The organism is Alishewanella aestuarii B11 (assembly GCF_000280055.1).
Lineage (GTDB): Bacteria > Pseudomonadota > Gammaproteobacteria > Enterobacterales > Alteromonadaceae > Alishewanella > Alishewanella aestuarii.
In genome coordinates this window covers 190,288-215,896 of sequence record NZ_ALAB01000005.1, presented here as the reverse complement: position 1 = coordinate 215,896, position 25,609 = coordinate 190,288, and the positions used below count along the sequence as shown (strand labels likewise).

Genomic DNA, 25,609 nt, shown 5'->3' with positions numbered 1-25,609 from the left:
TAAATCAAGGCGCCAGCGACAATCCGCGTTGGCGCCTGCTGTTCGCAACTGACAAAGTGCTTGACAGTACCGGTAAAGCCCCCTATTTTTGCTGCTGGTCAACAACTGGTTACAGAGTAAACAATTCGCGCTGATGAAAGATCGTATAATAATTTCCGTCTCAAGCGTACATGGTACCCGACACTTCAATATCAGTAATATCGTGAAACGCAATGCCGTTATTGGCTTGTGGGTACTGCTGTTTTCGGTGTTAATTACCGCTGCGGTGATTCATTATCTGATGTATACCGTCGACTCGGCCAAAGCCGAGCAACAACTGCTGGCTGAGCAAACCTCGGCATTGCAGCAGCAACTGGCGCAATTAACGGAAACCCGCGATACGCTGGAACAGGAGCTGACATTAAAGCAGGACGAGATGGCATTAGTCAGTCAGCGTCTGGAAGAAATTGAGCTGAGCCTGGGATTGGAGCATAACCATGATCAGGGGCTGGAGAGCCGGCTGGATCTGGCAACCGTCACTTCCAGCGCCCGGATGGCGATGCTGCAACTCGTACCTAATGGTTCACCGCTGGATTTTGATAAAAGATCTTCCCGCTACGGCGTGCGTACTCACCCGATTCTGGGAAAACGCAAACACCATAATGGCATCGACCTGACTGCGCCGCGTGGTACCCCGATTTATGCCCCGGCTGATGGCGTAGTAGAACTGGTACGTAAAAGTAATAGTGGTTACGGTAATCTGCTAAAAATCCGCCATGCCTTTGGTTTCTCCACGCTTTACGCCCATCTGCAGGATTTTAAAGTCACTGGTGGTACCTTCGTACACAAGGGGCAATTAATTGCCACCTCGGGCAATACCGGCAGTTCTACCGCACCACATCTGCACTATGAGATCCATTTCCTGGATCGCTCTCTAAATCCCCAGCACTTTGTCGACTGGGATTCCGGTAACTTTGATCTGATCTTCGAAAAAGAGCGCAATGTGCGCTGGGACTCGCTGGTCTCGATGCTGCAAACCAAAGCCAGCACCCAGCTACAACTGGCGACCTTTAAAGAGCAGCCTGTTACTCAGGTGGCAGAATAAGCCGCCGCTGGCGCTGTCATTCCCGGCGCTGCAGCGGCAAAATTTCCAACGCCATTTGTGCTCTGTAATTTGTGCTCTGTAATTTGTGTTATAGTGCGCCGCGATACGCAGACACCGGGTCAGCGTAACCTTAGCTGAGTAATACCTGTGACTGAGTGCCGCCCCTTTTCCGATTTCGCCCTATCCCCAGCCTTATTAAAAACCCTGCAAGAGCTTAACTTTGCGCAGGCAACGGCGGTACAAAGCGCCAGCTTACCGGCCATCCTGGCGGGTAAAGATGTGTTTGCTCAGGCGGCGACCGGCTCAGGTAAAACGGCAGCCTTTGCACTGGGTTTACTCAGTAAACTGAATGTCGGCCGGTTTCGCATTCAAAGTCTGGTGCTGTGTCCAACCCGCGAGCTGGCCGAACAGGTGGCCAGCAAAATCCGTCTGCTGGCGCGCGGTATTCACAATATTAAGGTGCTGACACTGTGTGGCGGCGTGCCAGCCAAAGGCCAGATCCTGTCATTGGAACATGGTGCCCATATTATCGTGGGTACGCCGGGACGGGTGCTTGATCATTTGCAGCAACAGCGGCTGGACCTTGCTGAAGTTTCACAACTGGTACTGGATGAAGCGGATCGCATGCTGGAAATGGGCTTTGCCACTGAACTTGAGCAAATTCTGGCGGCACTGCCACCACCCAAACAACAGCTACTGTTCAGTGCGACCTTTGCGCCGGAGGTAAAAAAACTGGCTCAGGCGCAGCTACATCAGCCCGAGGTGATCATTATCGATAGCCCGGCGCAGGCAGCACGCATTGCGCAACAATTTTATCTGCTGGAGCAACATAGCCGCAGTGAAGCGGTTAAGCGCTTATTACTGGCGCTGCAGCCCGATAGCTGCGTGATCTTTGCCAATACCCGCAAAGAAGTACAGCAGCTGTATAGCGAATTACAGCAACAGGGCTTTAGTGTTGCCGCCCTGCATGGCGATCTGGAGCAACGCGAGCGCGAACAGCAACTGCTGCAATTTGCCAATGGCAGTTTGCAGCTGTTAGTGGCGACCGATGTCGCCGCCCGCGGTCTGGATATCGAAAAGCTGGATCTGGTGATCAATTATCAGCTGGCGCATGATGTCGAAACCCATACTCATCGTATCGGCCGTACCGGTCGTGCCGGTAGCGAAGGTTTAGCCTGCTCGCTGTATACCGTCGACGACAGCCACAAATTGGCCGCGCTGGAGCAAGCCTTTGCCATTGAAATTGAACCGCTGCCGTTGCCTGCCGCCAATAGCAATCAGCCGCGGCAGCCGGCCATGGTGACGCTGGAAATTGATGGCGGTAAAAAACAAAAATTACGCCCGGCGGATATTGTCGGCGCCCTGACCCGCGATAACAAACTGGCGTTTGCCGAAATTGGTAAAATTCAGCTGCAGGATTTCCGGGCCTATGTCGCGGTCAGCCGCAATGCCTATAAAGCCGCGTTACACCAGCTTAATCACAGCAAAATGAAAGGCCGCAGCTTTCGCGCCTGGTTACTGACTGTAGTCTAATCAAAACGCTTTTGCTGGCGTAACGCCTTGGTTTGCCCTTGCTGCTTTTTGCTTTGCAGCCGCTTTTGCTGGCTGCTGTAGCTGGGCTTAGTCGCCAGCCGTTTTTTCGGCGTTTTAGTGGCACTTTGCAACAGCGCCAGCAGCTGTGCCAGCGCCAGTTCGCGGTTTTGCTCCTGACTGCGGCTCTGCTGACATTTAATCGTAATCTTACCGCTTTGGCTGATGCGATGATCGGCAAGCTTTAACAAGCGCTGCTGCAGCCAATCTGGCAAACCAGACTGGCGAATATCCAGCTGCAACAGCACCGCCGTCGACACCTTATTGACATGCTGACCACCCGGGCCGGAAGCGCGGACAAACTGCCAATTCAGCAGTTCTTCGTCAAGATAAATATCAGCCGTGATCGGTAGCACCGCTGCTTAACGCTCCCAGTAGGCTTCTTCCAGGCTGTCTTCGCGCTCTGGCAGGCCTTTAGACAGCCTGGGGGCATTTTGCACCAGGATCTCATAACTGACCCGGTTGGCATATTTACACAGCTGGGCAAATGACGAATAGGCCAGATAAGGCAACTCATGCTTGCTCGACAGCGGCTGTACCTGCTTATGATAGCTGTTAGCTGCCATATCGTGCAGGATGGCCGACAAGGCGCCATCTCCGGCACCATTAGTATTCTTAATCCGCTCCGGCCCGCCCAGGTAAGGGTCAATATGCGAATAGACTTTCAGCGGCTGCTGGCAATGCCGGCGCAGCATTGGCCGGCTAAATTCAAAGCGGTTAAAATCGGCCAGGCTGGCAGACTTAATCGGATTTGAACTCTCGCGTTTAGTGCGCTCGTCAGTATAGCCACACAGATACAAGCCCTCTGCCCCGGCGGTGATCAACACCATATCGGTAATTTCCAGTGCGGCCTCGGCTGCCAGCAGCGGATCGCGAAACCCGGTCAGGGCTTCGGCTTCCTGCTCGTTCATTGCCAGCACATTAACGTAATCATGAATGGTTTGCAGGATCTGGGCGCGGTTTTCTTCTACCAGATGGCGGGTACCCAGGCTCATTAACACCGGCACCTGATGGGCTTTGGCATCGGCCAATGCCTTTAACATCGCCTGCTGGATCGGTTGCCCTGTTGCCCGAAGCGGATAAGCGCTGACCACAAAGGCCGCCGCACCGGCAATAATGGGGGTTGGAATATAGTCCGGCGCCAGCTGATCCATATCACTGGGGTCAATCACAAAGGTGCGCTCGCCATCCGGCGTGATCATGGTAATACCACGCCCGATATCGCCCGCCACCCCTTGCAGATGATTCATATCGACTTTCGAGCTGGTATGACAAACATAATGATAAGCAGGCGAACCCAGTGCAATATTGGCCGACATCACGCCCAGCAATACCGATTTATCATCCGCCAGCACCGAGTAATTATGGATCGTATTGCCGATGGTGCCGCCGGCAAAATGATCGGAGATGGCGTTATTGACGACCAGCTCATGATATATCCGGTTCGCTTTGTCATGTTCAACCAGGTTCGATAACCCCTTCGGGATCTCATACTTTGCCAAAAATTCGTCGGTAACACTGGCAACCACATCAACAATGGTTTGATCTAAACCGACAATATAGGTATCCAACGCCGGACGCACATCCAGACTGGGTAATTGCGGTTTGGGCTGAGAGACCGGAAAGTAATGCTTGATTTTACGCAGACCGGGAAATTTCATTAGCTGACGCTCGGTGACAAACAAAGCGCTATTTTAGCGAAAAAAACGCCGCAACGCGCGGCGAATTTTCGCTAAGTGGCAACATAATGGCGACTTAGTCTCGAATAGTCGCAAACAGTTGCGAATAGTTGCCAATAGTGACGAAAAGTAGCGCTATCAGCCGTTATTGCGGCAGATCACGCAAAAACACCGGCTTATCAGGGCAGGAATGTTCAGCACTGTAGTAATAGCCGGCCAGATTAAAGCCCTGGATACCCTCCAGAGCCGTTAGCCGCTGCTGAATCACATAACGGGCCATTAAACCGCGGGCTTTCTTGGCGTAAAAGCTGATGATCTTGTACTGACCATTTTTCAGATCTTTAAACTCCGGGCTAATCACCCGCGCCCGCAGAGCTTTGGTATCGACCGCCTTAAAATATTCCTGCGACGCCAGATTTAACACCGTATCGGTATTCAGCGCGGCCAGCTCGCTATTCAGATGGGCGGTTAAGCGGCTTTTCCAGTACGCATACAAATCTTTACCAGCCGGATTCGCCAGGCTGGTGCCCATTTCCAAGCGATAGGCCTGCATCAGATCCAGAGGCCTGAGCACGCCGTAAAGGCCGCTTAAGATCCGCAGTTGCTGCTGCGCAAAGCTCAGGTCATCTTTCGATAAAGTCGCTGCGTCTAGTCCCTGATACACATCGCCGTTAAACATAAAGAGCGCGGCTTTAGCATTGTCAGGGGTAAAAGGCGGTTGCCACTCTGCAAACCGTGCGGCATTTAAGCCGGCCAGCTTGTCACTGATATGCATCAGTGAGCTTAAATCAGCCGGCGTCAGGGTTTTGCAAATCGCGGCCAGCGCTGTGGCCTCGGCTAACAGCGCCGGCTGAGTCACCGCTAAGGGTGTGACAGACGGAGTCAGGTCGAGATCTTTAGCCGGTGATACCAGCAACAACATAAGCGGGGCTCCTTTTCTTCAAAAAATCAGTGGTCAGAAAATCAGATATGCCAAAATCAAACGTTAACTGGCGCTGGCATTGGCGATCGGCAAGCCATTAGATAAAACCGCGATTCAGCCAGCCCAACAACTGACTAACCTTAATACTGGCGCGGCAGCCCTTGCAGATCACGCAGGGCGCCATTATGCTTGTTCCAGGCGCGAATGCAAAGGATCCTGCCGCGAACTGCCGCCTGAGCGCGGCCGCTTGTCATCTTTTGTTCAGCCGCTCGACCTATACTGCAGGTTGACCGGCTAACACTCCGCTTATCGGCTGAACTTAGTACGATATTTGTTGTTTTATTACTACACTTTTAGCCGTTTAGCCGTATAATCAGTCTCAATTAACCAACAAAATGGTAAGTGAATAACATGAAAGATTTATTAACTCAGTTAAAAGCGGTCACCACCGTGGTGGTTGACAGTGGCGACCTGAATGCCATCGAGCAATTCCGGCCAGTGGATGCCACCACTAACCCGTCTTTGTTGTTAAATGCCAGCCAGTTAGATTTTGCTAAACCGATGCTGACTGCGGCTATCGCTTACGCCAAAACACAAAGTCAGGACCCAGCGCAGCAACTGGCCTTAGCCAGTGATAAATTCGCCGTTGATGTCGGCACCGCCATCAGCAAGCTGGTGCCGGGCCGGGTGTCTACTGAAGTCGATGCCCGTTTATCCTTTGATACCGCTGCGACCATTGCCAAGGCGCGCCAGTTAGTGGCCCTGTATCAACAAAATGGTATTGGCACCGACCGGATCCTGATCAAAATCGCCTCGACCTGGGAAGGCATTCAGGCCGCCAAAGTACTGGAGCAGGAAGGTATTCAGTGTAACCTGACCTTACTGTTCCATCTGGCACAGGCGCGGGCTTGCGCCGAGGCCGGCGTCTATCTGATTTCGCCCTTTGTTGGCCGGATCCTGGACTGGTACAAAGCCAATACCAAGCAAGACTATACCGCCGAGACCGATCCGGGCGTGTTGTCGGTACGCGAAATCTATCAGTTCTTTAAACAGCATGGCTACAGTACTATCGTGATGGGCGCCAGTTTCCGCAATATTGGCGAAGTATTAGCACTGGCCGGTTGCGATCGCCTGACGATCAGCCCGGCACTGCTGGATGAACTGAGCCAGCAACAGGGCGAGCTGGCAGTGAAACTGCAAGATCAAGGCGTCACGTCGGCCAAACCGGCGGCGTTAACCGAACAACAGTTCCGCTGGGCACTGAATGAAGATGCGATGGCGACCGAAAAACTGGCAGACGGGATCCGTAAATTTGCCATTGACCAGCGTAAGCTGGAAAGCCTGATCCAAAGCCAGCTGTAACGGGAGCACCGCATGACTGCCAGTTTAACTGCCTTATTAAAGCCATTGGCCGAGCGGCAACAGCCGCTGCGTCAGTTATTTGCTGCTGAGCCAAATCGCGCTGCGCGTTTTAGTGCCAAAGCTTGTGGTATCACGCTGGATTTCTCCAAAAATCTGTTGGACGACAGCAGCTGGCAAACCCTGCAGCAACTGGCCGCCCAAAGCAGCATCCGCCAGCTGTGTCAGCAAATGCAAGCCGGTGCCGCTATCAATAATACCGAGCAGCGTGCGGTCTGGCATACGCGGCTGCGGCAGCAAGATTTGCAAGACCTGCGGCTAAATGGCGAGGATATCGGTGCGGCGATTAGCGCCTGTCGCGCACAAATGGCGACACTAATCGACCAGCTCCACCAAGGGACTTACCTTGGTTATAGCGGCAAGCCAATTACCGATCTGATTTGGGTCGGCATTGGTGGCTCGCTGCTGGGCCCGCAAATGGCGGTGGAAGCCCTGACGCCCTATCATTGTAGTCCGGTGCGACTGCACTTTGCCGGCAATATCGATGGTGCTATTGTCAGCGATCTGACCAAACAACTGCAGCCTGAGACGACACTGGTTGTGGTTGCTTCAAAATCCTTTGGTACCGAAGAAACCAAACAAAATGCGTTAGCGCTGCGCGCCTGGTTTAGTGCTCAGGGCGCAGACAAAGCCGCTATCGCCCGGCATTTCTGGGCTACCTCTGCCAACGTGCAGGCGGCCGCCGAATTTGGCATTGTGCCACAGCATATCCTGCCGATGTGGGACTGGGTGGGTGGCCGTTACTCACTCTGGTCAGCGATTGGCTTACCGGTTGCGCTGATGATTGGTAATGACGGTTTTAATCAGCTGTTAGCCGGTGCCGCCGCCATGGACCAGCATTTCTTTAACGCGCCCTTTAGCGAAAATCTGCCAGTGATCCTGGCATTACTGGGCATCTGGTATATCAACGGTTTCGGCTGTCAGGCGCAGGCGCTGCTGCCTTATAGCCATTATCTGCGTTTACTGCCGTCTTATGTGCAACAACTGGATATGGAAAGTAATGGCAAGGCGGTCGATCGCCGCGGCCAGCCACTAAGCGATGTCACCGCCCCGGTGATCTGGGGTGATGCTGGCACCAATGGCCAGCATGCTTACCATCAGTTATTGCATCAAAGCCAGTTGAAAATCCCAGCCGACTTCCTGCTACCGCTAAAGGTCGCGCATCCGCTACAGGACCATCACCAGCGGCTGGCCGCGCATTGCTTTGCGCAAACCCAGGCGCTGATGCAGGGTAAGACCGAGCAGGAAGCTTATCAGGAATGTCTGGCGCAAGGCATGACGGCGCAGGCGGCAGCAGAATTGGCCCCGCATAAGGCGTCACCTGGTAATAAACCCAGTAATACTTTATTACTGGATGAGCTATCACCCTATCATCTGGGCGCTTTGATCGCGCTCTATGAACATAAGGTGTTCTGTCAGGGGGCGATCTGGCAACTAAATAGCTTTGACCAATGGGGTGTTGAGCTGGGCAAGCAGCTTTCCACACCGATTTATCAAGCACTTAAGTCTCAAGGTGATGCTCAGTTCGACAGTTCAACAGCGCAGTTGATTGCCCTGTTCCGCCAACAAAACCGCTAAACCCTGTTTAACATCAGCAAGGCTGCCCGCGGGCAGCCTTTATTTTTTGCGCCGTCATCGTACTGTCACTTTTTAGTTTTATTTTTACACAAAGTGTGGTAGAAACTTGTTGAAAATAACAACAAGAAACAACAATCAGATGAGGCCGTAATTATGGAAAGCTTCGAAGACTTACTGAACATGTTGGAACGTCCGGCGGCGAAAACCCGCACCGTTAAGCGCAAATGGCGGGAAATCGAGGAATTGAAAGAACGCCAAAGACTGAAAAAAGAGCTTTGTGACATTGATTGGACCATTGAACCGGAACTGATTGATATCGAATTATAAACAAAAGGGCCTGCAGTTAACTGCAGGCCCTTTTCGTTATTCGATACCGTCAATACGGCACAAGCGTCAGTTACAACACTGAATGCCAGTTAACCGGCGTTTTGCCAGCGGCGCGCAGCAGGCTGTTGGTCTGTAAAAAATGACCACAGCCCAGAAAGCCGCGATGCGCTGATAACGGCGACGGGTGGGGTGCCTGCAGAATATGATGCCGGTTGGCGTCAATTAGCCGCGCTTTCTTCTGCGCATGAGAGCCCCAGAGTAAAAACACCAGTTGCTCACAGTGCTGGCTGATTTGTCGGATCACCTGATCAGTAAATTGCTCCCAGCCCAGAGCACGATGCGAGTTCGGCTCATTTGCCACCACCGTCAACACAGTATTCAGCAATAACACGCCCTGCTCGGCCCAGCTTTGCAGATAGCCATGTGACGGCACCTGAAAGTCCGCATATTCCAGCGCCAGCTCCTTGTAGATATTCAGCAACGAAGGCGGCACCCGCACGCCCGGCCTGACCGAAAACGCCAGTCCATGCGCCTGGTTCGGGCCATGATAAGGATCCTGTCCCAGCACCACCACTTTCAGCTCAGATAACGGCGTCAGCTTAAATGCATTAAAGATTTCACTGTCCGGCGGATAGATCACCTGGCCGCCGGCGCGTGCCTGCTGGATCGCCGTCAGCGTTTGCTGAAAATAGGGTTGTTGCTTTTCACTGCCAAGAAGGTCCTGCCATTGCATCAGCGATTATCCAGTTGTCGTAATACCTGCTCCAGGGTGGCAAAATCGGCCGGAATATCGCGGCTATAACTTTGCTCAGCGGCACATTTTGCCAAAGCCGCCGGTAAAGCGATAGGTGTTCCTAAAATATTCTCTACCTGTTCTTTAAACTTAGCCGGATGCGCTGTACCAAGGAAGATCCCCACCTCACCCGGCTGCAGGCTGCGTTTTAACGCCTTATAGGCAACAGCCGCGTGCGGCTCACTCAGATAACCCTCTTGCACCAGTAAACGCATACCAAGCTGGGTGTCATCTTCATCGACCTTAACCGCCTCGATATCCGCCCGACTCACTACCCCCTGCGCCAACAACGCTTCTACCCTGGGCCAGTTATTCGGTGCACTGACATCCATCGCATTCGATAAGGTGGCAATGGTTTTATTGGGTTGCCACTGGCCGCTCTGCCAGTAACGCGGCACAGTATCATTCAGGTTCGTCGCAGCGACCATCCGCTTAATCGGCAGCCCCAGCGCCTTGGCAATCAGACCGGCAGTCAGGTTACCAAAGTTACCGCTGGGTACCGCTATCACCGCTTCTGAGCGTTGTTCGGCCGGCAGTTGGGCAATAGCTTCAAAGTAATAACAGATTTGCGCAAATAAACGACTGATATTAATCGAGTTAGCCGAGTTAATATTGTAGGTTTTTACCAGCTCCTGCTGATCAAAGACTTGCTTAACCAGCGCCTGACACTGGTCAAAGTCACCATCCACCGCCAGCGTGGTGATATTCTGCCCCAGGGTGGTAAACAGCTTTTCCTGCAGCAGACTGATCTTGCCTTTCGGGTACAGGATCACCACCTCTACCCCTGGCTGCTGATAAAACGCATGCGCCACAGCCGCACCGGTATCGCCGGAGGTGGCCGTAACAATAGTGGTTTTGCGCCCGCCCTGGGCTTTGGCCAGCGCCTGCGCCATAAAGCGGCCGCCAAAGTCTTTAAACGCCAGCGTCGGACCATGAAACAGTTCCAGACAAAACGTCTGCGCCGTGACGGGTACCAGTGGCGCGGCAAAGGTAAAAGCGGCACTCACCATCTGAGCGACTTCAGCCTCGGTTAGCTCATCGCCAATGAATGCAGCTAAAATTTTGGTACTGCGTTCTACCAGCGGTAAGGCAAGTAAAGCGTCAATATCCAGCTTTGGCCAGCTGGTCGGGAAAAATAAGCCTTGTTGCTGGCCCAGGCCCTGTCGGACCGCCTGTAAAAAACTGACTTGTTCGGTTGGGACTTTTAAATTCGTTAACATCATCTTTATCACTCCGTGAGCGCTCTGGCGCCCTGTGGCGCTAACCGGCAGATGGCGGTCAGCGCGTCCTGATTCTTGGCATAATGGGCATTAAGGTAGGCTGCTGTGGTGGCGGCCTGTGCATCATCCCGGCAAAGCGCAAATACGGTCGGGCCGGCACCGGAAATGCCCAGATGTAGCACCCCTTGCTCACTTAGGGCGGTACGCAAGGGCAACAATTCCGGCATCAGATTCTGCCGGGCCGGCTCTGCCACCCGATCCTGTAACGCCGCCGCGGCATCCTGTTCATCGCCGGCGTAGAGCGCACTGACAAAGCGACTAAGCATACCGGCAAAGGCGATACTGTCGGTTAAACTTAACTGCTTTGGCAAAACAGCGCGTGCGGCCTTGGTCGAGAGTACAGTACCCGGATAACAGAGCACCACCCGCCAATGCTCGAACCAGGGCAAGCTGCGGCAAATCTGCGCACTATCCGGTAACATCAGCTGTAAGCCACCATAATAAGATGGCGCCACATTGTCATAATGCACACTGCCACTTACCCCGCCCTCCGCCACCGCCATTAACTGTAGCAGCTCACTCTGGCTAAACGGCTGGCCGAAATAGTCATTAAAGGCATAAAAAGCCACGACGATTGAACAGGCGCTGGAGCCTAAACCACTGCCAACCGGCAAATGCTTGTTAAGTTGCAAACGCAAGCGCGGTAATGGCTGGCCCAGTGCCTGTTCAAAGGCATAAAAGGCTTTAAACACCAGATTATCTTCGGTTGCCGCCGGTAGCTGATGCAGATAGCGGCCGCTTAGCTGCAAACTGAGCTCTGCCGCCTCGCCCAGGATCAGCAGCTCATCACCGAGCAGGCTGCCGTCTACCGGTTCAAAGGCGGCGCCCAGCAAGTCAAAACCGACGCTGAGATTGCCGGTCGAGGCCGGCGCATAATAACGCTTAGTTGAATGTGATTGCATAGACTATACCTGCTGCTGCCAGCTCAGGGTGCGCAAAATATCGCTAAAGACCCCGGCAGAGGTCACAGCGGCACCGGCACCATAACCACGCAGCACAAAGGGGATCGGCTGATAATAGCGGCTTAGGATCGACAGCGCATTTTCGCCGTCTTTTACTTTGGCCAGCGGATGATCAGCCGCCAGCGCTTTAATCGCGACCTTACATTTGCCATCGCGGATCTCGCCGATATAACGCAACACCTTACCCTCAGCTTTGGCAGCAGCCAGCCGCTCAGCAAAGGCCTGGTCTAACTGCGGCAGCTGCGCCATAAAGTCTTCGACGTTAGCGCCCTCAGCAAAACCGGCCGGCAACACCGAGTCCACTTCGACCTCGCTCAGATCCAGCATTAAACCAGCTTCGCGCGCCATAATCAGTAGCTTACGTGCCACATCCATACCGGATAAGTCATCGCGCGGATCCGGCTCTGTAAAGCCCATCGCACGGGCTTTGGCGGTCACCACCGATAGCGGCACCCCGGCTTCCAACTCGCCAAAGATATAGGACAAGGAGCCGGATAAAATGCCTTCAAAGGCCAGCAACTGATCGCCGGCATTTAGCAGCCCTTGCAGGGTATCGATTACCGGTAAACCGGCACCGACCGTGGTTTCATACAAAAAGCGCCGCCGTTGCTGCTGGGCAACAGCACGCAAGCGATGGTAATACTCCAGGCTGCTGGTATTGGCTTTTTTGTTTGGCGTAACGACATGGAAGCCGGCGGCCAGATAATCTGCATACTGGTCCGCGACTGCCTGGGCACTGGTGCAATCGACCAGTACCGGATTGGTTAAATGCTGTTCCTGGACAAAGCGGTTTAACTCCGCCAGCGAAAAATGTGCATTGGCCTCTGCCAATGCCGGCTGCCAGTTTTTCAGATCCACACCGTCTTTCGCCAATAACAGCTGCTTACTATTGGCGATACCGTACACGGTAAGCTTAACCTGGCGCTGCTGTAAAAAGGCTTGTTGCCGTTCGATCTGGGCCAGTAATTCACTGCCGACCACCCCGCAACCGACCAGAAACACATCAATGCTGGGGATATGGCTGAAGAAGTTCTCATGGCAGACCTTAACTGCATTCTGACAGCTGCGCTGCTCGACTACCGCAGAGATCGAGCGCTCACTGCTATCCTGCGCAATGGCTACTACGTTCACCCGCGCCTGCGCCAGCGAAGCGAAGAACTTCGCAGCCACACCTCTGTGCTGCCGCATGCCATCGCCGACCAGGCTGACAATCGCCATATCAGATTGGATGGCTAATGGCCGTAGCAGTTTGTTTTGCAATTCTAATTCGAACTCGGCTTCCAGCGCCTTTTTCGCCGCCACCAGATGCAGCTGCGGCACACAGAAGCTGATGCTAAATTCCGACGAGGACTGGGTAATTAAGCTTACTGAAATCTGTGCGCGCGCCATGGCAGCAAAGACCCGGCTGGCCATGCCCACCACGCCCTTTAAACCCGGGCCAGATACCGTAATCAGCGCCAGATGCTCGAGGCTGGAAATGCCCTTCACCAGCGCTTCACCATCGCCTTCCACATCGATACAGGTGCCCGGCGCACTGGGGTTAAGGGTATTTTTGATATAACAGGGAATTTGCACCCGCGCCAGCGGGCCGATTGTTTTCGGATGCAGCACCTTAGCACCGAAATAAGATAACTCCATCGCCTCATCGTAAGACAGACGATCGATTAAGCGGGTTTGTTTCACCTGCCGTGGATCGGCACTGTAGACGCCATCGACATCGGTCCAGATCTCACAGGCACTGGCTTTGATCGCCGCAGCAATGACGGCGGCGGAATAATCCGAACCATTGCGTCCCAATAAGGCCGTCTCGCCCTGGGCGTTACTGGAAACAAAGCCTGCCATCACATAGATGCTGGCAGTTGTCGCCGCCATAGCGGCATCAATCACGGTTGCTGTCGCCGCCACATCGGCAGTGGCATTTAAAAAATCACCCTGACTTTTCACCAGCTTTACCGAGTCCAGCGCTTGCACATCCGCACCTTGCCCCTCTAACAAGGCCGTCATCAGTGCCACGCTGAACTGCTCCCCCAGGCCCAGAATCTGCGCTTTAATATGATCCGGGCAAAACTTTAATAAACTCATGCCCTGTAACTGCCAGCCTAGCTGCTGGATCTGGCTATTGATCAGCGCCTGCACCTGCTGCCGGCGTGCCTCACTGACGCCTGGTACCGCGGCTAACAGCTGCTGATAACGCTGCTCAAGCTGGCTTAGCGGTGACTGAAAGTCTGCTCCCAGATACGCCAGATCGGTTAATTCGACCAGCGTATTGGTTACCCCCTGCGGGGCCGATAACACCAGACAGACTTGTTCTGTTGTTGCCTGCTGCAACACAATTTGCGCCACTTCAGAAAATCTGGCCACCGACGCCAGCGATGACCCGCCAAATTTTAGCACCCTCATAATTTCTCCTCGCGCATCCAAGTCTTTAGTCGTTTTGTTATCGCAGACCTTTGTTAGTCAACCGGCTGTCACGCTATGTTGCGTGATCAACGCCGGTTAACCTGGGCCAAGTGGCCAAAAAAAAGGCCCGGAACCTTTGAGGTCACGGGCCTTTTTACAGACAGCACACCGCCGACCTCCTACCCCGCGGGGTTGGTGGTGGTAATAATGGTGGTGAGTACTGCTGCTTTTATATTCATAGACTACACTATGCACAGACTTTTAGACGTCTGTCAAACCTTTTCTAAGTTGTTATTGTGGGTGGGCAGCCACGACGCTAAGCCAGCGCAGCCTCGCTCCAGATACTGATCTGGTTACGCCCGGCCCGCTTGGCCTGATACAAGGCCTGATCCGCTTGTTGCAGCATAGTTTCCACACTGCAGCCTGCTGCGCCAGTGCTGATACCGCAGCTAATCGTCAACTTTACGGCCGCACTTTGCACAGCACAGAATTGCTCCATTTGCTGACGCAACCGCTGGGCAACCTCAATAGCCCCAGCCAGCTCAGTATCGGGCAAGATCACGGCAAACTCTGCTCCGGCCAAGCGCGCCAACAAATCATTATCGCGCAACAAGGCGCTAAACTGGCGGGCCAACCCCTGCAACATCTGGTCGCCGTGTTGATGGCCGTATTGATCATTGAGCAGCTTGAAACGATCCAATTCGAAACGCAGTAACGCTAAAGGTCGCTGGTAGCGCTCAGCCCGGGTCAGTTCCAGTTGCAATTGCTGTTGCAGATATTGCCAGTTTGGTAAGGCCGTAAGCGTATCGAAACGATCCAGCTGTTTCAGTTGTTGCGTTTTAAATAACACCTCAGCGTGGTAGCGGGCGGCTTCGCTGGCATCTTCCAGCCACAGTGCCAGTTGTGCCTCCTCCTGCGGATTACTCAGCGGGATAAAGCTGACATTCTGCGCCATCTGGAACTCACTTTGTTCAGCCTTTGCCTGGCGCGGCAGCTTGAGCAAATACAAACGTTGTTGCCAGCTCAGCTGCTGAGTTTGTTGCTGCTGCAACACCTCAGCCATTTTACGGCAGAACCAGCTCTTAGGTACTTCCGGGAACAGGCTGAAAAAATCCTGCCCCAGGATCTGAGCTTCGGATAACTCCAACTGTTGGCATAAAAAGGCGTTAACATAGCTCAGCTGATAACGGCTATTCAGCACCAGTACAGCACCAGGTAACTGATTAATCAGTCGTTGCAGATTAAGATTCATGCCGTTATCACTCCTGAGGCGAAAGTCTATTGCCAAAACTCTTCTATTTTGTGAAATAATTATTTTAAATAACAACTATATTCGCTATGGTAGCAGGAGTGAATCGCTTTTTGCTCCGAATGCCAATCAGGGTGACTCCATGCCGCAAACCAGCCTGTCTAAAAAGCTGCTGACCAAGGTTTTATCGGTTTATTTTATCTTGACGCTGATTGTCACCCTGGGTCAGATCGTGGCCGAGTACTACAACGCCAAAAGCTTTATCCGTAACGAACTGACGACCTTACAGCAAACCTTCGCCGGTAGTCTTACCCGGGCTATCTGGGAGCTTAATACCCCACAAACGCTGAATATCGCTGATGGTCTGCTGGCGGTACCGGCCATTGAAGGGGTCATTGTCCGGGATGATAATGGTACTGTTATTACCCAGTCCGGCCGCTATATCGACATCCAGCAACGCTTTAGCAACCAACTGGTACAGCAGGAACTCAGTCTGAGCGACCAGCAAAGCGGCATCTTTGGTTATACCTTCCCATTGATCTTCGAATTTTCCGGCCGTACCAGCCAGGTCGGTGATGTTACCCTGTTCTCCAGCCGCAAAGTAGTCATTGAACGGATTGAAATGGGCATCTATTTCCTGATTGGTAATGCGATGCTAAAAACCACCTTTTTAATTATTTTGTTTTTAATGGCTTTCCGGCGTTATCTGACCGAGCCGCTGGCAGATCTGAGCCAGCAGATTGAAAGTCTGGATTTGGACCAGCTGGACGGCTCTAAAGTACGTATTACGCCAGATGAAGGTGCCGAACTGACAGTAATGGCGAATGCCTACAATAAGTTAATCGACCGGTTGCAGGATAATCAGCAGCAGTTAAAGCAAACGCAGCAGCAACTGATGTTATCCAACAACAAACTGGACCAGCAAAATTTACTGCTGGAGCAGGAAGTTGCCCGTAAAACCTCAGGTTTAAGTCAGGCCATGATGGATCTTCAGCAACAGAAACAGGAATTGCTGCAGAAGAAGCAGGCGCTGCGCGAGGAAATCGAGCAGCGTCGCCAGACCGAACTCGACCTGCGGCAAAAGCAACGGGAACTGCAGGACACCATTGATAACCTGAATCAGGCGCAGGACCGGTTGGTACAATCAGAAAAAATGGCCGCGTTAGGTGGTTTGGTCGCCGGCATAACCCACGAGGTGAATACTCCGGTCGGTATTGGCGTAACGGCCACCAGTTTTCTGGCAGAGCGCTTGCGTCAACTGGAACAGGCCTTTCGTGAAAAAACCCTTACCCCGAAAATGCTGGAAGATTTTCTATCTGAAGCCGGCCAAAGTACCGACTTGCTGCAATCCAATCTGAGCCGGGCGTCGGAGCTGATTGCCAGCTTTAAGCAAATTGCGGTCGACCAAGCGAGTGAAGCGATCCGTACCATAAATCTGTGCCACTATATTCACGAAATTATTCGCTCGCTGCAGCCACACTTCAAAAAAACCAAACACCAGCTCGAAGTTAACTGTGCCGAGAATATTATTCTGGATTGTCCGGCAGGCGCTATCTCACAAATCTTTACCAATTTCCTGATGAACTCGTTAATTCACGGTTTTGAGGGGATTGAGCAAGGATTGATCCGGATCACCGTTACGGACGACGCCGATAATATTGATATCCATTACAGTGATAACGGTATCGGTTTGTCAGAAGCGCAGCTGGAGAAACTATTCCATCCTTTCTTTACCACCAAACGCGATCAAGGCGGCAGTGGCCTTGGCACTCATATCGCTTACAACCTGGTACGGCAGACGCTGGGCGGCAGTATTGAGGCCAGCAGCAGTCCGGGCAAGGGCTTGCATTATCATATCAACTTCCCGAAAAAACCAAGATTGCCTCGCTAAGGCAGGTTATACTGCAGCGTCTTTAATGAAACGGAAGTTAAGTTGTTATGTGGTTTAAAAATGTGCGGGTGTACCGGTTAAGTGCGCCTTTAACAATTGACGCCGCCGCGCTGGAACAGGCGCTGGCGGAATACAAATTTACCCCCTGTAGTGGCCAGGAAGCGGTACGCAGCGGTTTTAGCTTCCCGCTGCATCCCTCGATCAAACACTACAGCCATCAGCAAAATCAGCGCTGGTATTTCGCGATCAAACGTCAGGAAAAGGTGTTGCCGGCAGCAGTGATTAATGAAGAACTGGCGCCGAAACTGGACGCGGCAGCCACAGAGGCCGGTCGGCCGCTGAGTCGCAAAGAGAAGCAGGCACTAAAAGAAGATCTGATCCAGACGTTATTGCCCAGAGCCTTCAGCCGCTCCAGCCTGACTCAGGGCTATTACGATGCAGAACGGCAATGGTTGGTATTAAACACCGGTAGTGCCAGTAAAGCCGAGGATATCCTGGCTCTGCTGCGTAAGGCGTTAGGCTCATTGCCTGCCCTGCCCTGGCTGGATAGTCATAAATTGAATCAACAACTGCAACTTTGGCTGCAACAGCAGTCCTTGCCAGCGCAATTTCAGCTGGGCGCCGCAGTTGAGCTGAAAGCGCCGGATGAAGAAGGTGCCAAGGTTAAATTCAGTAACCACTTACTCACTGCTGACGAGGTGCAGACCCATTTGCAGGATAAACTGGTTACCCGGCTCAGTCTGCAACAAGAGCAGGGCTTAGCTTTAACCGTCGCTGATGATGGCGGTATTAAGCAGATCCAATATCCGGACGCCCTGTTTGAACAAAACGAGGAACTTGGCTGGGATGATTTAATTAGCCGCCTGGATGCGGATCTGATCCTGATGGCCGATAGTCTGGATCAGGCGTTACAGGCAATCAGCGCTCAGGTAAGCGGCAGTCATTAAAGCTGTCAGAGGCTGCCATACCTTAGCGGTTAGGCAGCCCCTGATGTTCTAGCTAAACAAGCAACGAATATCATTATAAAGTTCAGTAAATACCGGTTGCTTGTTAAATTCGGGTACAGTGATCAGTTGCTGCTGCAAATAATATTGCAGTAACTTGATTTCAGCTTCTGCCGACTTATAGTAGCCTCGGGAGATGGCTGCCAGCCGGATAAAATCCGTATAATCCGGTGGTACTCCCCCCTGACAGAGGCGCCAGTTTTTGGCCGCGCTCTGAAACTCCGCGCCAAAATCCCAAGCCTGCAGTATTTTCACGCTGATATAGGGGCTGACTTTCTCAACCAGATTATGTAAAAACACCGGGTGCCCAAACACCTCCGGATGACGCTCAGCCTCGGCAATCACCGCCAGTGCACCGATATTATGCACCAGAGCGCAGAGCGTCATCACATCGCTACTGAGGGTGCAAGCACGGTTATGTTGCTGGTGCAGTTTCAAACAGGTCACAGCGATAGTCGCAACCTGTACATTATCAGCCCACAGTTTATCCAATTGTTGCTGCACCAGTTTATATTTAGACACAAACAGCTGCTCCAGCGCTAAGGCTGTCGCCACATGCTTAATCTGACTTAAACCGATCCGGGTCACGGCCTGTTGCAGCGTATTGCATTTGATGGCCCGTCCCAGAAAGGCACTGTTCGCCAGTTTCATCAGGCGGGCAGCCAGCGCCGGATCCTGCGCAATAATCTCAGCCATTTGCGCCAGGGTCACCTCAGGATCATCGGCATACTGTCGAACCCGCAGCGCGATCTCCGGCAGGGTCGGTAGCAGTAAGCGATCAGTTTTAATCTTTTCATCCAGAATGGTCAGTAATGCTTGTTGTGCGCTCATTGCTGTGATAATTCCCCTGTTGACCCTGCTTCTGCCAGCGGTGCTAACTCACCGTCCATTTGTTGCAACAACCTGAATATCTCATCTTTCGCTGCCTGACTTGCCGCCTTCTCCAGCAAGCCCGCTAATCTGGTCAGTTCCGGATAACCCATACTGCCAGCACTGCCTTTTAAACTGTGCGCCGCAAAGCCAAGCGCTGACCAGTCAGCCGCAGCGGCCAATTGCTGCAATTCTGCTAACAGTGCCGGTAATTGCTGCCGGAATTGTTGCAGTAACAGCTGCATCGCCGGATCAGCCGCCAGTTGCTGCTCCAGCGCTGACGCTTTACCGACATTTTGTCGGGCATAACGCTGAATCATCTGCTGGAATTGCTGTGGTACCACCGGCTTGGCCAGAATGTCCTGACAACCTGCCTGGCGATAACGCTCTGCGTCTTCAGTCATCACATTAGCAGTAACGGCGACAATAGGTGTTTGGATCCCGGCCAGACGAATTAACCGGGTTGCCTCCTCGCCGCCCATCACCGGCATTTGCATATCCATAAAAATCAAATCAAAGGACTCGACCAGCACCCGCTCCACCGCCTGATGACCATTCTCCACCATAACATGTTCCAGCCCAAGCTGTTGTAGCATCAGTTCCAGCAGTAGTTGGTTGTCTGGATTATCTTCCGCAACCAATACCCGTAACGAAGCTGGCAGGGTTAATGGCTGGCTTGGTTCCGCCGCCGCAGTGCAGCTTTGATAACTGTCGACCAATCTTGGATTGGGCGCCAGCCGGAACTGTACTTCGAAGCTACTCCCCACACCTTTGACACTTTGTACCTGGATATCGCCATCCATTTGTTCCATCAGCTTCTTCGAAATACACAGGCCAAGACCAGTACCGCCAAAGTGCCGGGTAACAGTCGCATCGGCCTGAACGAAAGGTTGAAACAAGCGGGAGACTTCTTCAGCCGTCATGCCAATGCCGGTATCTTTAATCTTAATTGATAATAGCGCACGCAGCGGCTGATAACTGACACTAATCACAATTTTACCTTTACGGGTAAATTTAACCGCATTACTGGTCAGATTCAGCAATACCTGGCGCACTCGTAAACTGTCGTTAAAGAGCTCAGCAGGCAGCGGGAAATGCAGTTCCAGCTGGCAGGCCAAACCTTTCTGCGTCGCTTGTTCCCGGGTCTGCTGATAAATTTCATCCAGCATCGCCAGATAGTTAAAATGCTCTGGCTGTAACTCCAGTTTCTCCGCTTCGATTTTCGACAGATCCAGAATATCATTAATCAGCTGCAGTAAATGCCCACTGCTGCGCAGTACCCGGCTAAGATAGTCAGAGCGACGCGAGGCGTCCTGCTCCTGCAAGGCCTGCTGGCTAAAGCCGATCACTGCCGTCAGCGGCGTGCGGATTTCATGGCTCATATTAGCTAAAAATACACTTTTTAACCGGTTGGCTTGCTCAGCCAGCTCCCGCGCTACGATCAACTCCTGATTGGCGGCGGCCAGATCATCATTAGCCCGGGCGAGCGCCTGAGTGCGTTGTAGTACCTTCTCTTCCAGTTGCTGCTTATACGCCAGCTCCCGCTCCCGATAGACACGCAATTGCCGGACCATCACATTAAAAGCAGCAAACATATCACCGAGTTCATCCGGCCGCCGCGGCTCCAGCACAAAAGACAGATCCCCCTTACCCACCGCAGTTTTGGCTAAAGTGAGTTGCCGAACAGGCTCAAACACCTGCCGGATCAATAACCGATAAATCAACAAAGGGGCCAACAACGCCAAGGTAAGGGTAAAGATGGCAATCCATAGCGGCCAGTTGGGGGCATCCTGGTACAGCTCAGCGGCATCAATGCCATATAACAGCTGATAGGGACCGGCCAGATTACGGCCTACCAATAGCTTGGGTTGGCCGAGTAATAAACCCTGACTGAACCGGGTCTGGTCGATACTTTGCTGCAAGGCCCGATAATGGCTGGGGGTAAAGGCGCTGCCAATCAGGGCCTCATTTGCGGCGTAGGCAATGGTTGCCGTGCGGTTGATAATTAAGGTTACACTTTGTGGCGTTACCGGGTCCTGCACTACTCTGGCAAACGCCGCCGGCTCAGTAACGATCAGCAAATAGCCCCACAGCTGACGGTTGCCGGCGCTGTCCGGCAGATAAAGCTTACGGGCAAAAAATAACTTCAGTTGCCGCTCTGCGCCATCTGGTGCAATAAAGATACCCTGCTCATCTATCATGCCCTGAATGGCAGAAAAATACTCATTTCTAAAGCGCTCGGGGACGGTTTGCTCAGTGCTGGCAGTAGGATAAAGCGTATCTTCATCACCATTCAGGCGTAACAGCTTGATAGCGTGAATATTGGCGTCCTGCTCAACGAACTTTTGAAATAACTGGCGGGTTAACTCCCGACTCTCGGGTAGCGGTTGTTGGATATGCTGTACTAAGGTACGGGCCGTAGCCAATACCGAAAGCCGGATCTGATGAAACAACAAAAACTCATTTAACTCTTGTTGTTGTTGTTGCAGCTTTAACGCGACCTGATTGTAATACTGTTGTTGCTGATACTGGCCGCTAAAATGATAAGCCAGGTAGCCCAATGCCAGCACCGGCAGCACCAATAAAGGAATAATATAGACCAGCAGCGTGGCTCTGAGCTTCATCTGGTCTGTACCTTCCTTTGCTAAACTACCCTGGACACAGCATAACGAGCATCAGGCAGCAGAACAAGTCAGGCGAAAATAAATTTCGCCATAAAAATCAGCGCCAACAGCCAGACACTCAGGGTAGTTCGTTCCACTTTACCGGTGAGCAGACAAAGTACGGCGTAGCTGATAAAACCCATACCAATACCATCGGCAATTGAAAAGGTGAGCGGCATCATAATCAGCACTACCGCGACCGGTACCGCCTGCAACATATCATCCCATTCAACATGCTGTAAGCTGGTCAGCATCAAAGTCGCTACATACAGCAAGGCTCCTGCGGTAGCATAGCCCGGTACCATGGCAGCCAGTGGTGAAAACCACAAGGCCAATAAAAACAGCAGGCCTGTTACAATAGCGGTCAGGCCGGTGCGCCCACCTGCCGCCACACCACTGGTGCTTTCGACATAGCTGGTGGTAGTCGAAGTTCCCAACAGGGCGCCAACCATACTGGCGCTGCTATCGGCCACGAGCGCACGGCTTAAGTCCGGTACCTTGCCATCTGCTTGTAACAAGCCCGCTTTTTGGGTTACCGCTACCAGCGTACCTGAGGTATCAAATAAATCGAGAAACAGTAAGGTCAGTACTACCGGGATAATGCTCAGTGTCAGCGCAGCCGTAAAATCCAGCTGCATAAAGGTCGGTGCCAGCGAGGGTGGCATAGCAACGATACCGCTAAACTCAGTGTCACCTAACCACCACGCGGCCAGCGTTACCAGCAAAATACTGACCAGGACAGCGCTATGCCAACCGCGATGCGCCAGCGCAAAGATCAGAAAAAAGCCGGCAATGGCTAACAGTACCTGTGGACTATGCAAATCACCAAGAGTAACCAGCGTTGCCGGGCTGGCGACGATAATATTGGCCGTTTTCAGCGCGATCAACGCCAGAAACATGCCGATACCGGCGGCAATCCCCAACTTTAGCGGCAAGGGGATACTGTTAATAATCCATTCCCGGATCTTAAAAATGCTTAGCAGTAAAAATAAACAACCGGAAAAAAATACCGCAGCCAGCGCCGTCTGCCAGCTATAGCCCTGCTCCAGCACTATCACATAAGTAAAAAAGGCATTCAGCCCCATACCCGGTGCCAGGGCGATCGGCAGATTCGCCAACAGCCCCATCAATACACAGCCCAGTGCAGCGGCCAGACAGGTTGCGACAAAGACCGCACCATGATCCATGCCGGCCTGCGCCAGTAAGCTGGGATTGACAAACAGCACATAAGACATCGCCATAAAGGTCGTCAGACCGGCCAGCAGCTCCTTGCGGACCGAGCTATGGCGGGCGGATATTTTGAACAGTTGCTCGAACATATCAGTTCCGGCGGGGCGCTTGGCCGCGGCCCGCAGTAAGAAGAAAGGAAGTTAGATAATTTTGTTATCCTGCCAGAATTTTTCTTTTTCCAGCCGTTTTTGCCGCTTTTCGCACGGCTTATCACAATCACAGGCTTTATCTATGCCCAGCTCACCTAAACCGCCACAACTGCCGGCCAGCGTTTTGCGCTGCAACAGATAGCCGACCGCCATCGCTACCACAACCACTAAAAACAGCCCAAATGTCAGCAAAAAGATCGTCATACGCTACCTCAGGATTAATTTAAAAAAGGTGTGAACGCATCAGAATAGCGCTCTTCAAAACCGGTTTCGGTTTTTACAATCAGGATCGCTGCCAGCTGGTGCTGATTGGCAAAGGCAATCGCCTCGTCAGCAGGCAACACATTTAAGGTGGTGGCATAAGCATCAGCAACAATCGCATCCGGATGCAGTACAGTACTGGATACGGTCTTATGCTGAATAGGCTTGCCGCTACGCGGGTCAATCAGATGTGAATAGCGAATACCGTCTTCTTCAAAGTAGTTACGATAATCACCCGATGTCGCCAGTGCCATGCTCTGTAATGCCAGTATTCGCTGCACTGAGCGTTCGCTACTGACCGGACGCTCAATAGCAATCTTCCAGGGGCCGCTTGGCTTGGCTGTGCCTACCCGCATATCACCGCCGATATCGACCATAAAGCTCTGATAACCATGTGCCAGCAGAATTTCAGCCAGGCGATCTACACCATAACCCTTGGCAATAGTCGATAAATCAATCGCCACCCGCGGCTCCAATTTGCGCAGCACCTGCCCCTCTAACGCAATTTTATCTATTCCGACATAAGCGCGAATGGCATCCAGTTGGGCTTGCTCCGGGGCATGAGTAATGCGTCCCTGAGCACCAAAGCCCCACAATTCCACCAAGGGGCCAACAGTCACATCCAGAATGCCACCACTTTGCTGACCAATGCGGATTGCTTCGGCAATCACCTTCGCAGTTTGTGGCGTTAGCGTGACCGGTTCAGTGCTTTGCTGGCGGTTAAAGCGCATCAGCTCTGACTCCGGCCGGTAAGTCGACATCAGATCGTTGATCAGTTCCAGCTCGGTATCCAGCTCTTGCTGCAGTGCAGTCAGATCCGGTTGCTGTTCACTGTAAAACTTCACCACATAGTAGGTGCCCATGGTCTTGCCTTGTAGCTGATACTCTTTCGCCTGCTGCGCGGGCTGACAACCCATCACAAGTAACAGCAACAACAGCGGAACCAAACGACAGACAGACCACATATTTACTACTCCGGTAAAAGAAAAGGGGCGACTAAGTCGCCCCTATTTTACCGTGTTCGCGGTTGATTAACCACCGAAGTCGTCTAACAGAATGTTGTCGTCTTCTACACCTAAGTCTTTCAACATGTTGATTACCGCCTTATTCATCATTGGCGGACCACACATGTAGAATTCACAGTCTTCCGGTGCTTTATGGTTTTTCAGGTAGTTTTCATAAATCACGTTATGAATAAAACCGGTATAACCTGTCCAGTTGTCCTCTGGCTGCGGATCTGATAACGCCGTGTGCCAGACAAAGTTTTCATTCTCTGCTGCCAGCATATCGAAATCTTCAACATAGAACATTTCTCGCTTCGAACGGGCACCGTACCAGAAGCTGATCTTACGCTTGGATTTTAAGCGGCGTAACTGGTCGAAAATATGTGAACGCATTGGCGCCATACCGGCACCACCACCGATAAATACCATCTCAGCATCGGTATCCTTGGCAAAGAACTCACCAAATGGACCGGAAATCGTCACCTTGTCACCGGCCTTTAATGACCAGATAAAGGACGACATCTTACCGCAAGGTAATGACAGGTTATTTGGCGGCGGTGTTGCGATCCGCACGTTCAGCATGATGATGCCTTCTTCTTCCGGGTAGTTCGCCATTGAGTAAGCACGAATGGTCGGCTCATCAACTTTAGATTCCAGCGTAAAGAACTTAAAGCGTTCCCAGTCGCCACGGTATTGTTCAGGGATATCGAAATCCTTGTACTTAACATGGTGGGGTGGTGCTTCGATCTGAATATAACCACCGGCACGGAATGGCACTGACTCGCCATCCGGGATCTGCAGCTTCAGCTCTTTGATAAAGGTCGCTTTGTTATCGTTAGAGATAACAGTACAGTCCCATTTCTTGATACCGAAAATCTCCGGCTCTACCTCGATCTCCATATCAGATTTAACGTTAACCTGACAGGATAAGCGGCAACCTTCACGGGCTTCACCCTTAGTGATGTGACCCAGCTCAGTTGGCAGAATTTCACCGCCACCGGCGTGTACGTGCACCCGGCACTGACCACAAGAACCACCGCCACCACAGGCTGATGATAAAAAGATACCGTTGTCTGCTAAAACATTTAACAGTTTACCGCCGGCTTTGGTTTTAATGGCTTTGCTTGGATCACCGTTAACACTGATGGTAATGTCACCGCTGGCAACCAGCTTTGACTTGGCGGCCAGGATAATAAATACCAGCGCCAGTACCACGACAGTGAACATGCCAACGCCAAGATAAATCTCTTGCAT

Annotated in this window: 21 protein-coding genes; 7 read left to right on the top strand and 14 right to left on the bottom strand. The window is 52.4% G+C overall.

Going from position 1 to position 25,609, the window contains the following annotated elements; translation table 11 throughout:
- The first annotated feature begins 133 nt into the window (after positions 1-133).
- Together AEST_RS03920 and dbpA are read left to right on the top strand one after the other, a co-directional pair.
- Positions 134-1,084 (top strand): M23 family metallopeptidase, encoded by a 951-nt coding sequence (locus AEST_RS03920; RefSeq protein ID WP_039925058.1) that lies wholly within the window; start codon positions 134-136, stop codon positions 1,082-1,084.
- A 147-nt stretch (positions 1,085-1,231) separates the two neighbouring features.
- The gene (gene dbpA, locus AEST_RS03915; RefSeq protein ID WP_008607227.1) at positions 1,232-2,617 is read left to right on the top strand and encodes an ATP-dependent RNA helicase DbpA; all 1,386 of its coding nucleotides are present in this window, start codon (positions 1,232-1,234) and stop codon (positions 2,615-2,617) included.
- On the opposite strand, the gene arfB is transcribed toward dbpA, so the two are convergent.
- The 3 genes from arfB to yaaA form a co-directional block, all read right to left on the bottom strand.
- Positions 2,614-3,030 carry an alternative ribosome rescue aminoacyl-tRNA hydrolase ArfB gene (arfB, locus tag AEST_RS03910; protein ID WP_008607226.1) on the bottom strand — a complete coding sequence of 139 codons (417 nt, stop codon included), beginning with the start codon at positions 3,028-3,030 and terminating at the stop codon, positions 2,614-2,616. The genes dbpA and arfB overlap by 4 nt on opposite strands.
- A 6-nt stretch (positions 3,031-3,036) precedes the next feature.
- On the bottom strand, positions 3,037-4,335 hold the full coding sequence (locus AEST_RS03905; RefSeq protein ID WP_039925029.1) for an inosine/guanosine kinase: 1,299 nt from the start codon (positions 4,333-4,335) through the stop codon (positions 3,037-3,039).
- A 163-nt stretch (positions 4,336-4,498) separates the two neighbouring features.
- On the bottom strand, positions 4,499-5,275 hold the full coding sequence (gene yaaA / locus AEST_RS03900) for a peroxide stress protein YaaA (RefSeq protein WP_008607224.1): 777 nt from the start codon (positions 5,273-5,275) through the stop codon (positions 4,499-4,501).
- Between the two features lie 411 nt (positions 5,276-5,686).
- Here yaaA and tal point away from each other — a divergent pair, with 411 nt between their 5' ends.
- The 3 genes from tal to AEST_RS16965 all read left to right on the top strand — a co-directional run bounded on the left by tal (position 5,687) and on the right by AEST_RS16965 (position 8,599).
- Positions 5,687-6,637: a transaldolase gene (gene tal, locus AEST_RS03895; protein WP_008607222.1), complete on the top strand. Its 951-nt coding sequence runs from the start codon at positions 5,687-5,689 to the stop codon at positions 6,635-6,637.
- A 12-nt stretch (positions 6,638-6,649) separates the two neighbouring features.
- On the top strand, positions 6,650-8,272 hold the full coding sequence (gene pgi, locus AEST_RS03890; protein ID WP_008607221.1) for a glucose-6-phosphate isomerase: 1,623 nt from the start codon (positions 6,650-6,652) through the stop codon (positions 8,270-8,272).
- Positions 8,273-8,425: 153 nt separating this feature from the next.
- The gene (locus tag AEST_RS16965; RefSeq protein ID WP_008607219.1) at positions 8,426-8,599 is read left to right on the top strand and encodes a DUF3545 family protein; all 174 of its coding nucleotides are present in this window, start codon (positions 8,426-8,428) and stop codon (positions 8,597-8,599) included.
- A gap of 70 nt (positions 8,600-8,669) precedes the next feature.
- On the opposite strand, the gene ung is transcribed toward AEST_RS16965, so the two are convergent.
- From ung to AEST_RS03865, 5 genes are all read right to left on the bottom strand, one after another.
- A complete protein-coding gene (ung, locus tag AEST_RS03885) occupies positions 8,670-9,332 on the bottom strand; it encodes a uracil-DNA glycosylase (protein ID WP_008607218.1) in 663 nt (220 codons plus the stop codon).
- Complete coding sequence (gene thrC, locus AEST_RS03880) at positions 9,332-10,615, bottom strand: threonine synthase (RefSeq protein WP_008607215.1); 1,284 nt, start codon at positions 10,613-10,615, stop codon at positions 9,332-9,334. The genes ung and thrC overlap by 1 nt, the downstream gene beginning before the upstream one ends.
- Before the next feature lie 5 nt (positions 10,616-10,620).
- Positions 10,621-11,574, bottom strand: a complete 954-nt coding sequence (gene thrB, locus AEST_RS03875) for a homoserine kinase (RefSeq protein WP_008607213.1) — start codon at positions 11,572-11,574, stop codon at positions 10,621-10,623.
- Between the two features lie 3 nt (positions 11,575-11,577).
- Positions 11,578-14,034, bottom strand: coding sequence for a bifunctional aspartate kinase/homoserine dehydrogenase I (gene thrA / locus AEST_RS03870; protein WP_008607211.1), 2,457 nt, complete (start codon positions 14,032-14,034; stop codon positions 11,578-11,580).
- 316 nt (positions 14,035-14,350) lie between these two features.
- Positions 14,351-15,286: a sensor domain-containing diguanylate cyclase gene (locus AEST_RS03865; RefSeq protein WP_008607210.1), complete on the bottom strand. Its 936-nt coding sequence runs from the start codon at positions 15,284-15,286 to the stop codon at positions 14,351-14,353.
- Positions 15,287-15,425: 139 nt separating this feature from the next.
- Between AEST_RS03865 and AEST_RS03860 the strand changes: the two genes are divergently transcribed.
- Together AEST_RS03860 and AEST_RS03855 are read left to right on the top strand one after the other, a co-directional pair.
- Entirely contained in the window at positions 15,426-17,174 is a 1,749-nt protein-coding gene (locus tag AEST_RS03860) for a sensor histidine kinase (protein ID WP_008607209.1), read from the top strand.
- A 47-nt stretch (positions 17,175-17,221) separates the two neighbouring features.
- A complete protein-coding gene (locus AEST_RS03855) occupies positions 17,222-18,121 on the top strand; it encodes a recombination-associated protein RdgC (protein WP_008607208.1) in 900 nt (299 codons plus the stop codon).
- A 48-nt stretch (positions 18,122-18,169) separates the two neighbouring features.
- Here the strand turns inward: AEST_RS03855 and AEST_RS03850 are convergent, their stop codons facing one another.
- From AEST_RS03850 to nqrF, 6 genes are all read right to left on the bottom strand, one after another.
- The gene (locus AEST_RS03850; protein WP_008607207.1) at positions 18,170-19,009 is read right to left on the bottom strand and encodes an HDOD domain-containing protein; all 840 of its coding nucleotides are present in this window, start codon (positions 19,007-19,009) and stop codon (positions 18,170-18,172) included.
- On the bottom strand, positions 19,006-21,672 hold the full coding sequence (locus tag AEST_RS03845; protein ID WP_008607206.1) for an ATP-binding protein: 2,667 nt from the start codon (positions 21,670-21,672) through the stop codon (positions 19,006-19,008). Before AEST_RS03845 ends, AEST_RS03850 begins: the two co-directional genes overlap by 4 nt.
- 68 nt (positions 21,673-21,740) lie before the next feature.
- Positions 21,741-23,030: an NCS2 family permease gene (locus tag AEST_RS03840; RefSeq protein ID WP_008607205.1), complete on the bottom strand. Its 1,290-nt coding sequence runs from the start codon at positions 23,028-23,030 to the stop codon at positions 21,741-21,743.
- Between the two features lie 51 nt (positions 23,031-23,081).
- On the bottom strand, positions 23,082-23,294 hold the full coding sequence (nqrM, locus tag AEST_RS03835; RefSeq protein ID WP_008607204.1) for a (Na+)-NQR maturation NqrM: 213 nt from the start codon (positions 23,292-23,294) through the stop codon (positions 23,082-23,084).
- A 14-nt stretch (positions 23,295-23,308) separates the two neighbouring features.
- Positions 23,309-24,316 carry an FAD:protein FMN transferase gene (locus AEST_RS03830; RefSeq protein WP_008607203.1) on the bottom strand — a complete coding sequence of 336 codons (1,008 nt, stop codon included), beginning with the start codon at positions 24,314-24,316 and terminating at the stop codon, positions 23,309-23,311.
- 66 nt (positions 24,317-24,382) lie between these two features.
- On the bottom strand, positions 24,383-25,609 hold the full coding sequence (gene nqrF, locus AEST_RS03825; RefSeq protein WP_008607202.1) for an NADH:ubiquinone reductase (Na(+)-transporting) subunit F: 1,227 nt from the start codon (positions 25,607-25,609) through the stop codon (positions 24,383-24,385).

Excerpts from the sequence above, each read along its gene's own strand:
- nqrM (WP_008607204.1), bottom strand. The coding sequence starts at position 23,294 with ATGACGATCTTTTTGCTGACATTTGGGCTGTTTTTAGTGGTTGTGGTA.
- yaaA (WP_008607224.1), bottom strand. The coding sequence starts at position 5,275 with ATGTTGTTGCTGGTATCACCGGCTAAAGATCTCGACCTGACTCCGTCT.
- AEST_RS03920 (WP_039925058.1), top strand. The coding sequence starts at position 134 with ATGAAAGATCGTATAATAATTTCCGTCTCAAGCGTACATGGTACCCGA.
- nqrF (WP_008607202.1), bottom strand. The coding sequence starts at position 25,609 with ATGCAAGAGATTTATCTTGGCGTTGGCATGTTCACTGTCGTGGTACTG.
- AEST_RS16965 (WP_008607219.1), top strand. The coding sequence starts at position 8,426 with ATGGAAAGCTTCGAAGACTTACTGAACATGTTGGAACGTCCGGCGGCG.
- AEST_RS03855 (WP_008607208.1), top strand. The coding sequence starts at position 17,222 with ATGTGGTTTAAAAATGTGCGGGTGTACCGGTTAAGTGCGCCTTTAACA.
- AEST_RS03840 (WP_008607205.1), bottom strand. The coding sequence starts at position 23,030 with ATGTTCGAGCAACTGTTCAAAATATCCGCCCGCCATAGCTCGGTCCGC.
- pgi (WP_008607221.1), top strand. The coding sequence starts at position 6,650 with ATGACTGCCAGTTTAACTGCCTTATTAAAGCCATTGGCCGAGCGGCAA.
- AEST_RS03905 (WP_039925029.1), bottom strand. The coding sequence starts at position 4,335 with ATGAAATTTCCCGGTCTGCGTAAAATCAAGCATTACTTTCCGGTCTCT.
- thrB (WP_008607213.1), bottom strand. The coding sequence starts at position 11,574 with ATGCAATCACATTCAACTAAGCGTTATTATGCGCCGGCCTCGACCGGC.
- AEST_RS03860 (WP_008607209.1), top strand. The coding sequence starts at position 15,426 with ATGCCGCAAACCAGCCTGTCTAAAAAGCTGCTGACCAAGGTTTTATCG.
- AEST_RS03865 (WP_008607210.1), bottom strand. The coding sequence starts at position 15,286 with ATGAATCTTAATCTGCAACGACTGATTAATCAGTTACCTGGTGCTGTA.
- AEST_RS03845 (WP_008607206.1), bottom strand. The coding sequence starts at position 21,672 with ATGAAGCTCAGAGCCACGCTGCTGGTCTATATTATTCCTTTATTGGTG.
- AEST_RS03850 (WP_008607207.1), bottom strand. The coding sequence starts at position 19,009 with ATGAGCGCACAACAAGCATTACTGACCATTCTGGATGAAAAGATTAAA.
- ung (WP_008607218.1), bottom strand. The coding sequence starts at position 9,332 with ATGCAATGGCAGGACCTTCTTGGCAGTGAAAAGCAACAACCCTATTTT.
- thrA (WP_008607211.1), bottom strand. The coding sequence starts at position 14,034 with ATGAGGGTGCTAAAATTTGGCGGGTCATCGCTGGCGTCGGTGGCCAGA.
- thrC (WP_008607215.1), bottom strand. The coding sequence starts at position 10,615 with ATGATGTTAACGAATTTAAAAGTCCCAACCGAACAAGTCAGTTTTTTA.
- tal (WP_008607222.1), top strand. The coding sequence starts at position 5,687 with ATGAAAGATTTATTAACTCAGTTAAAAGCGGTCACCACCGTGGTGGTT.
- AEST_RS03830 (WP_008607203.1), bottom strand. The coding sequence starts at position 24,316 with ATGTGGTCTGTCTGTCGTTTGGTTCCGCTGTTGTTGCTGTTACTTGTG.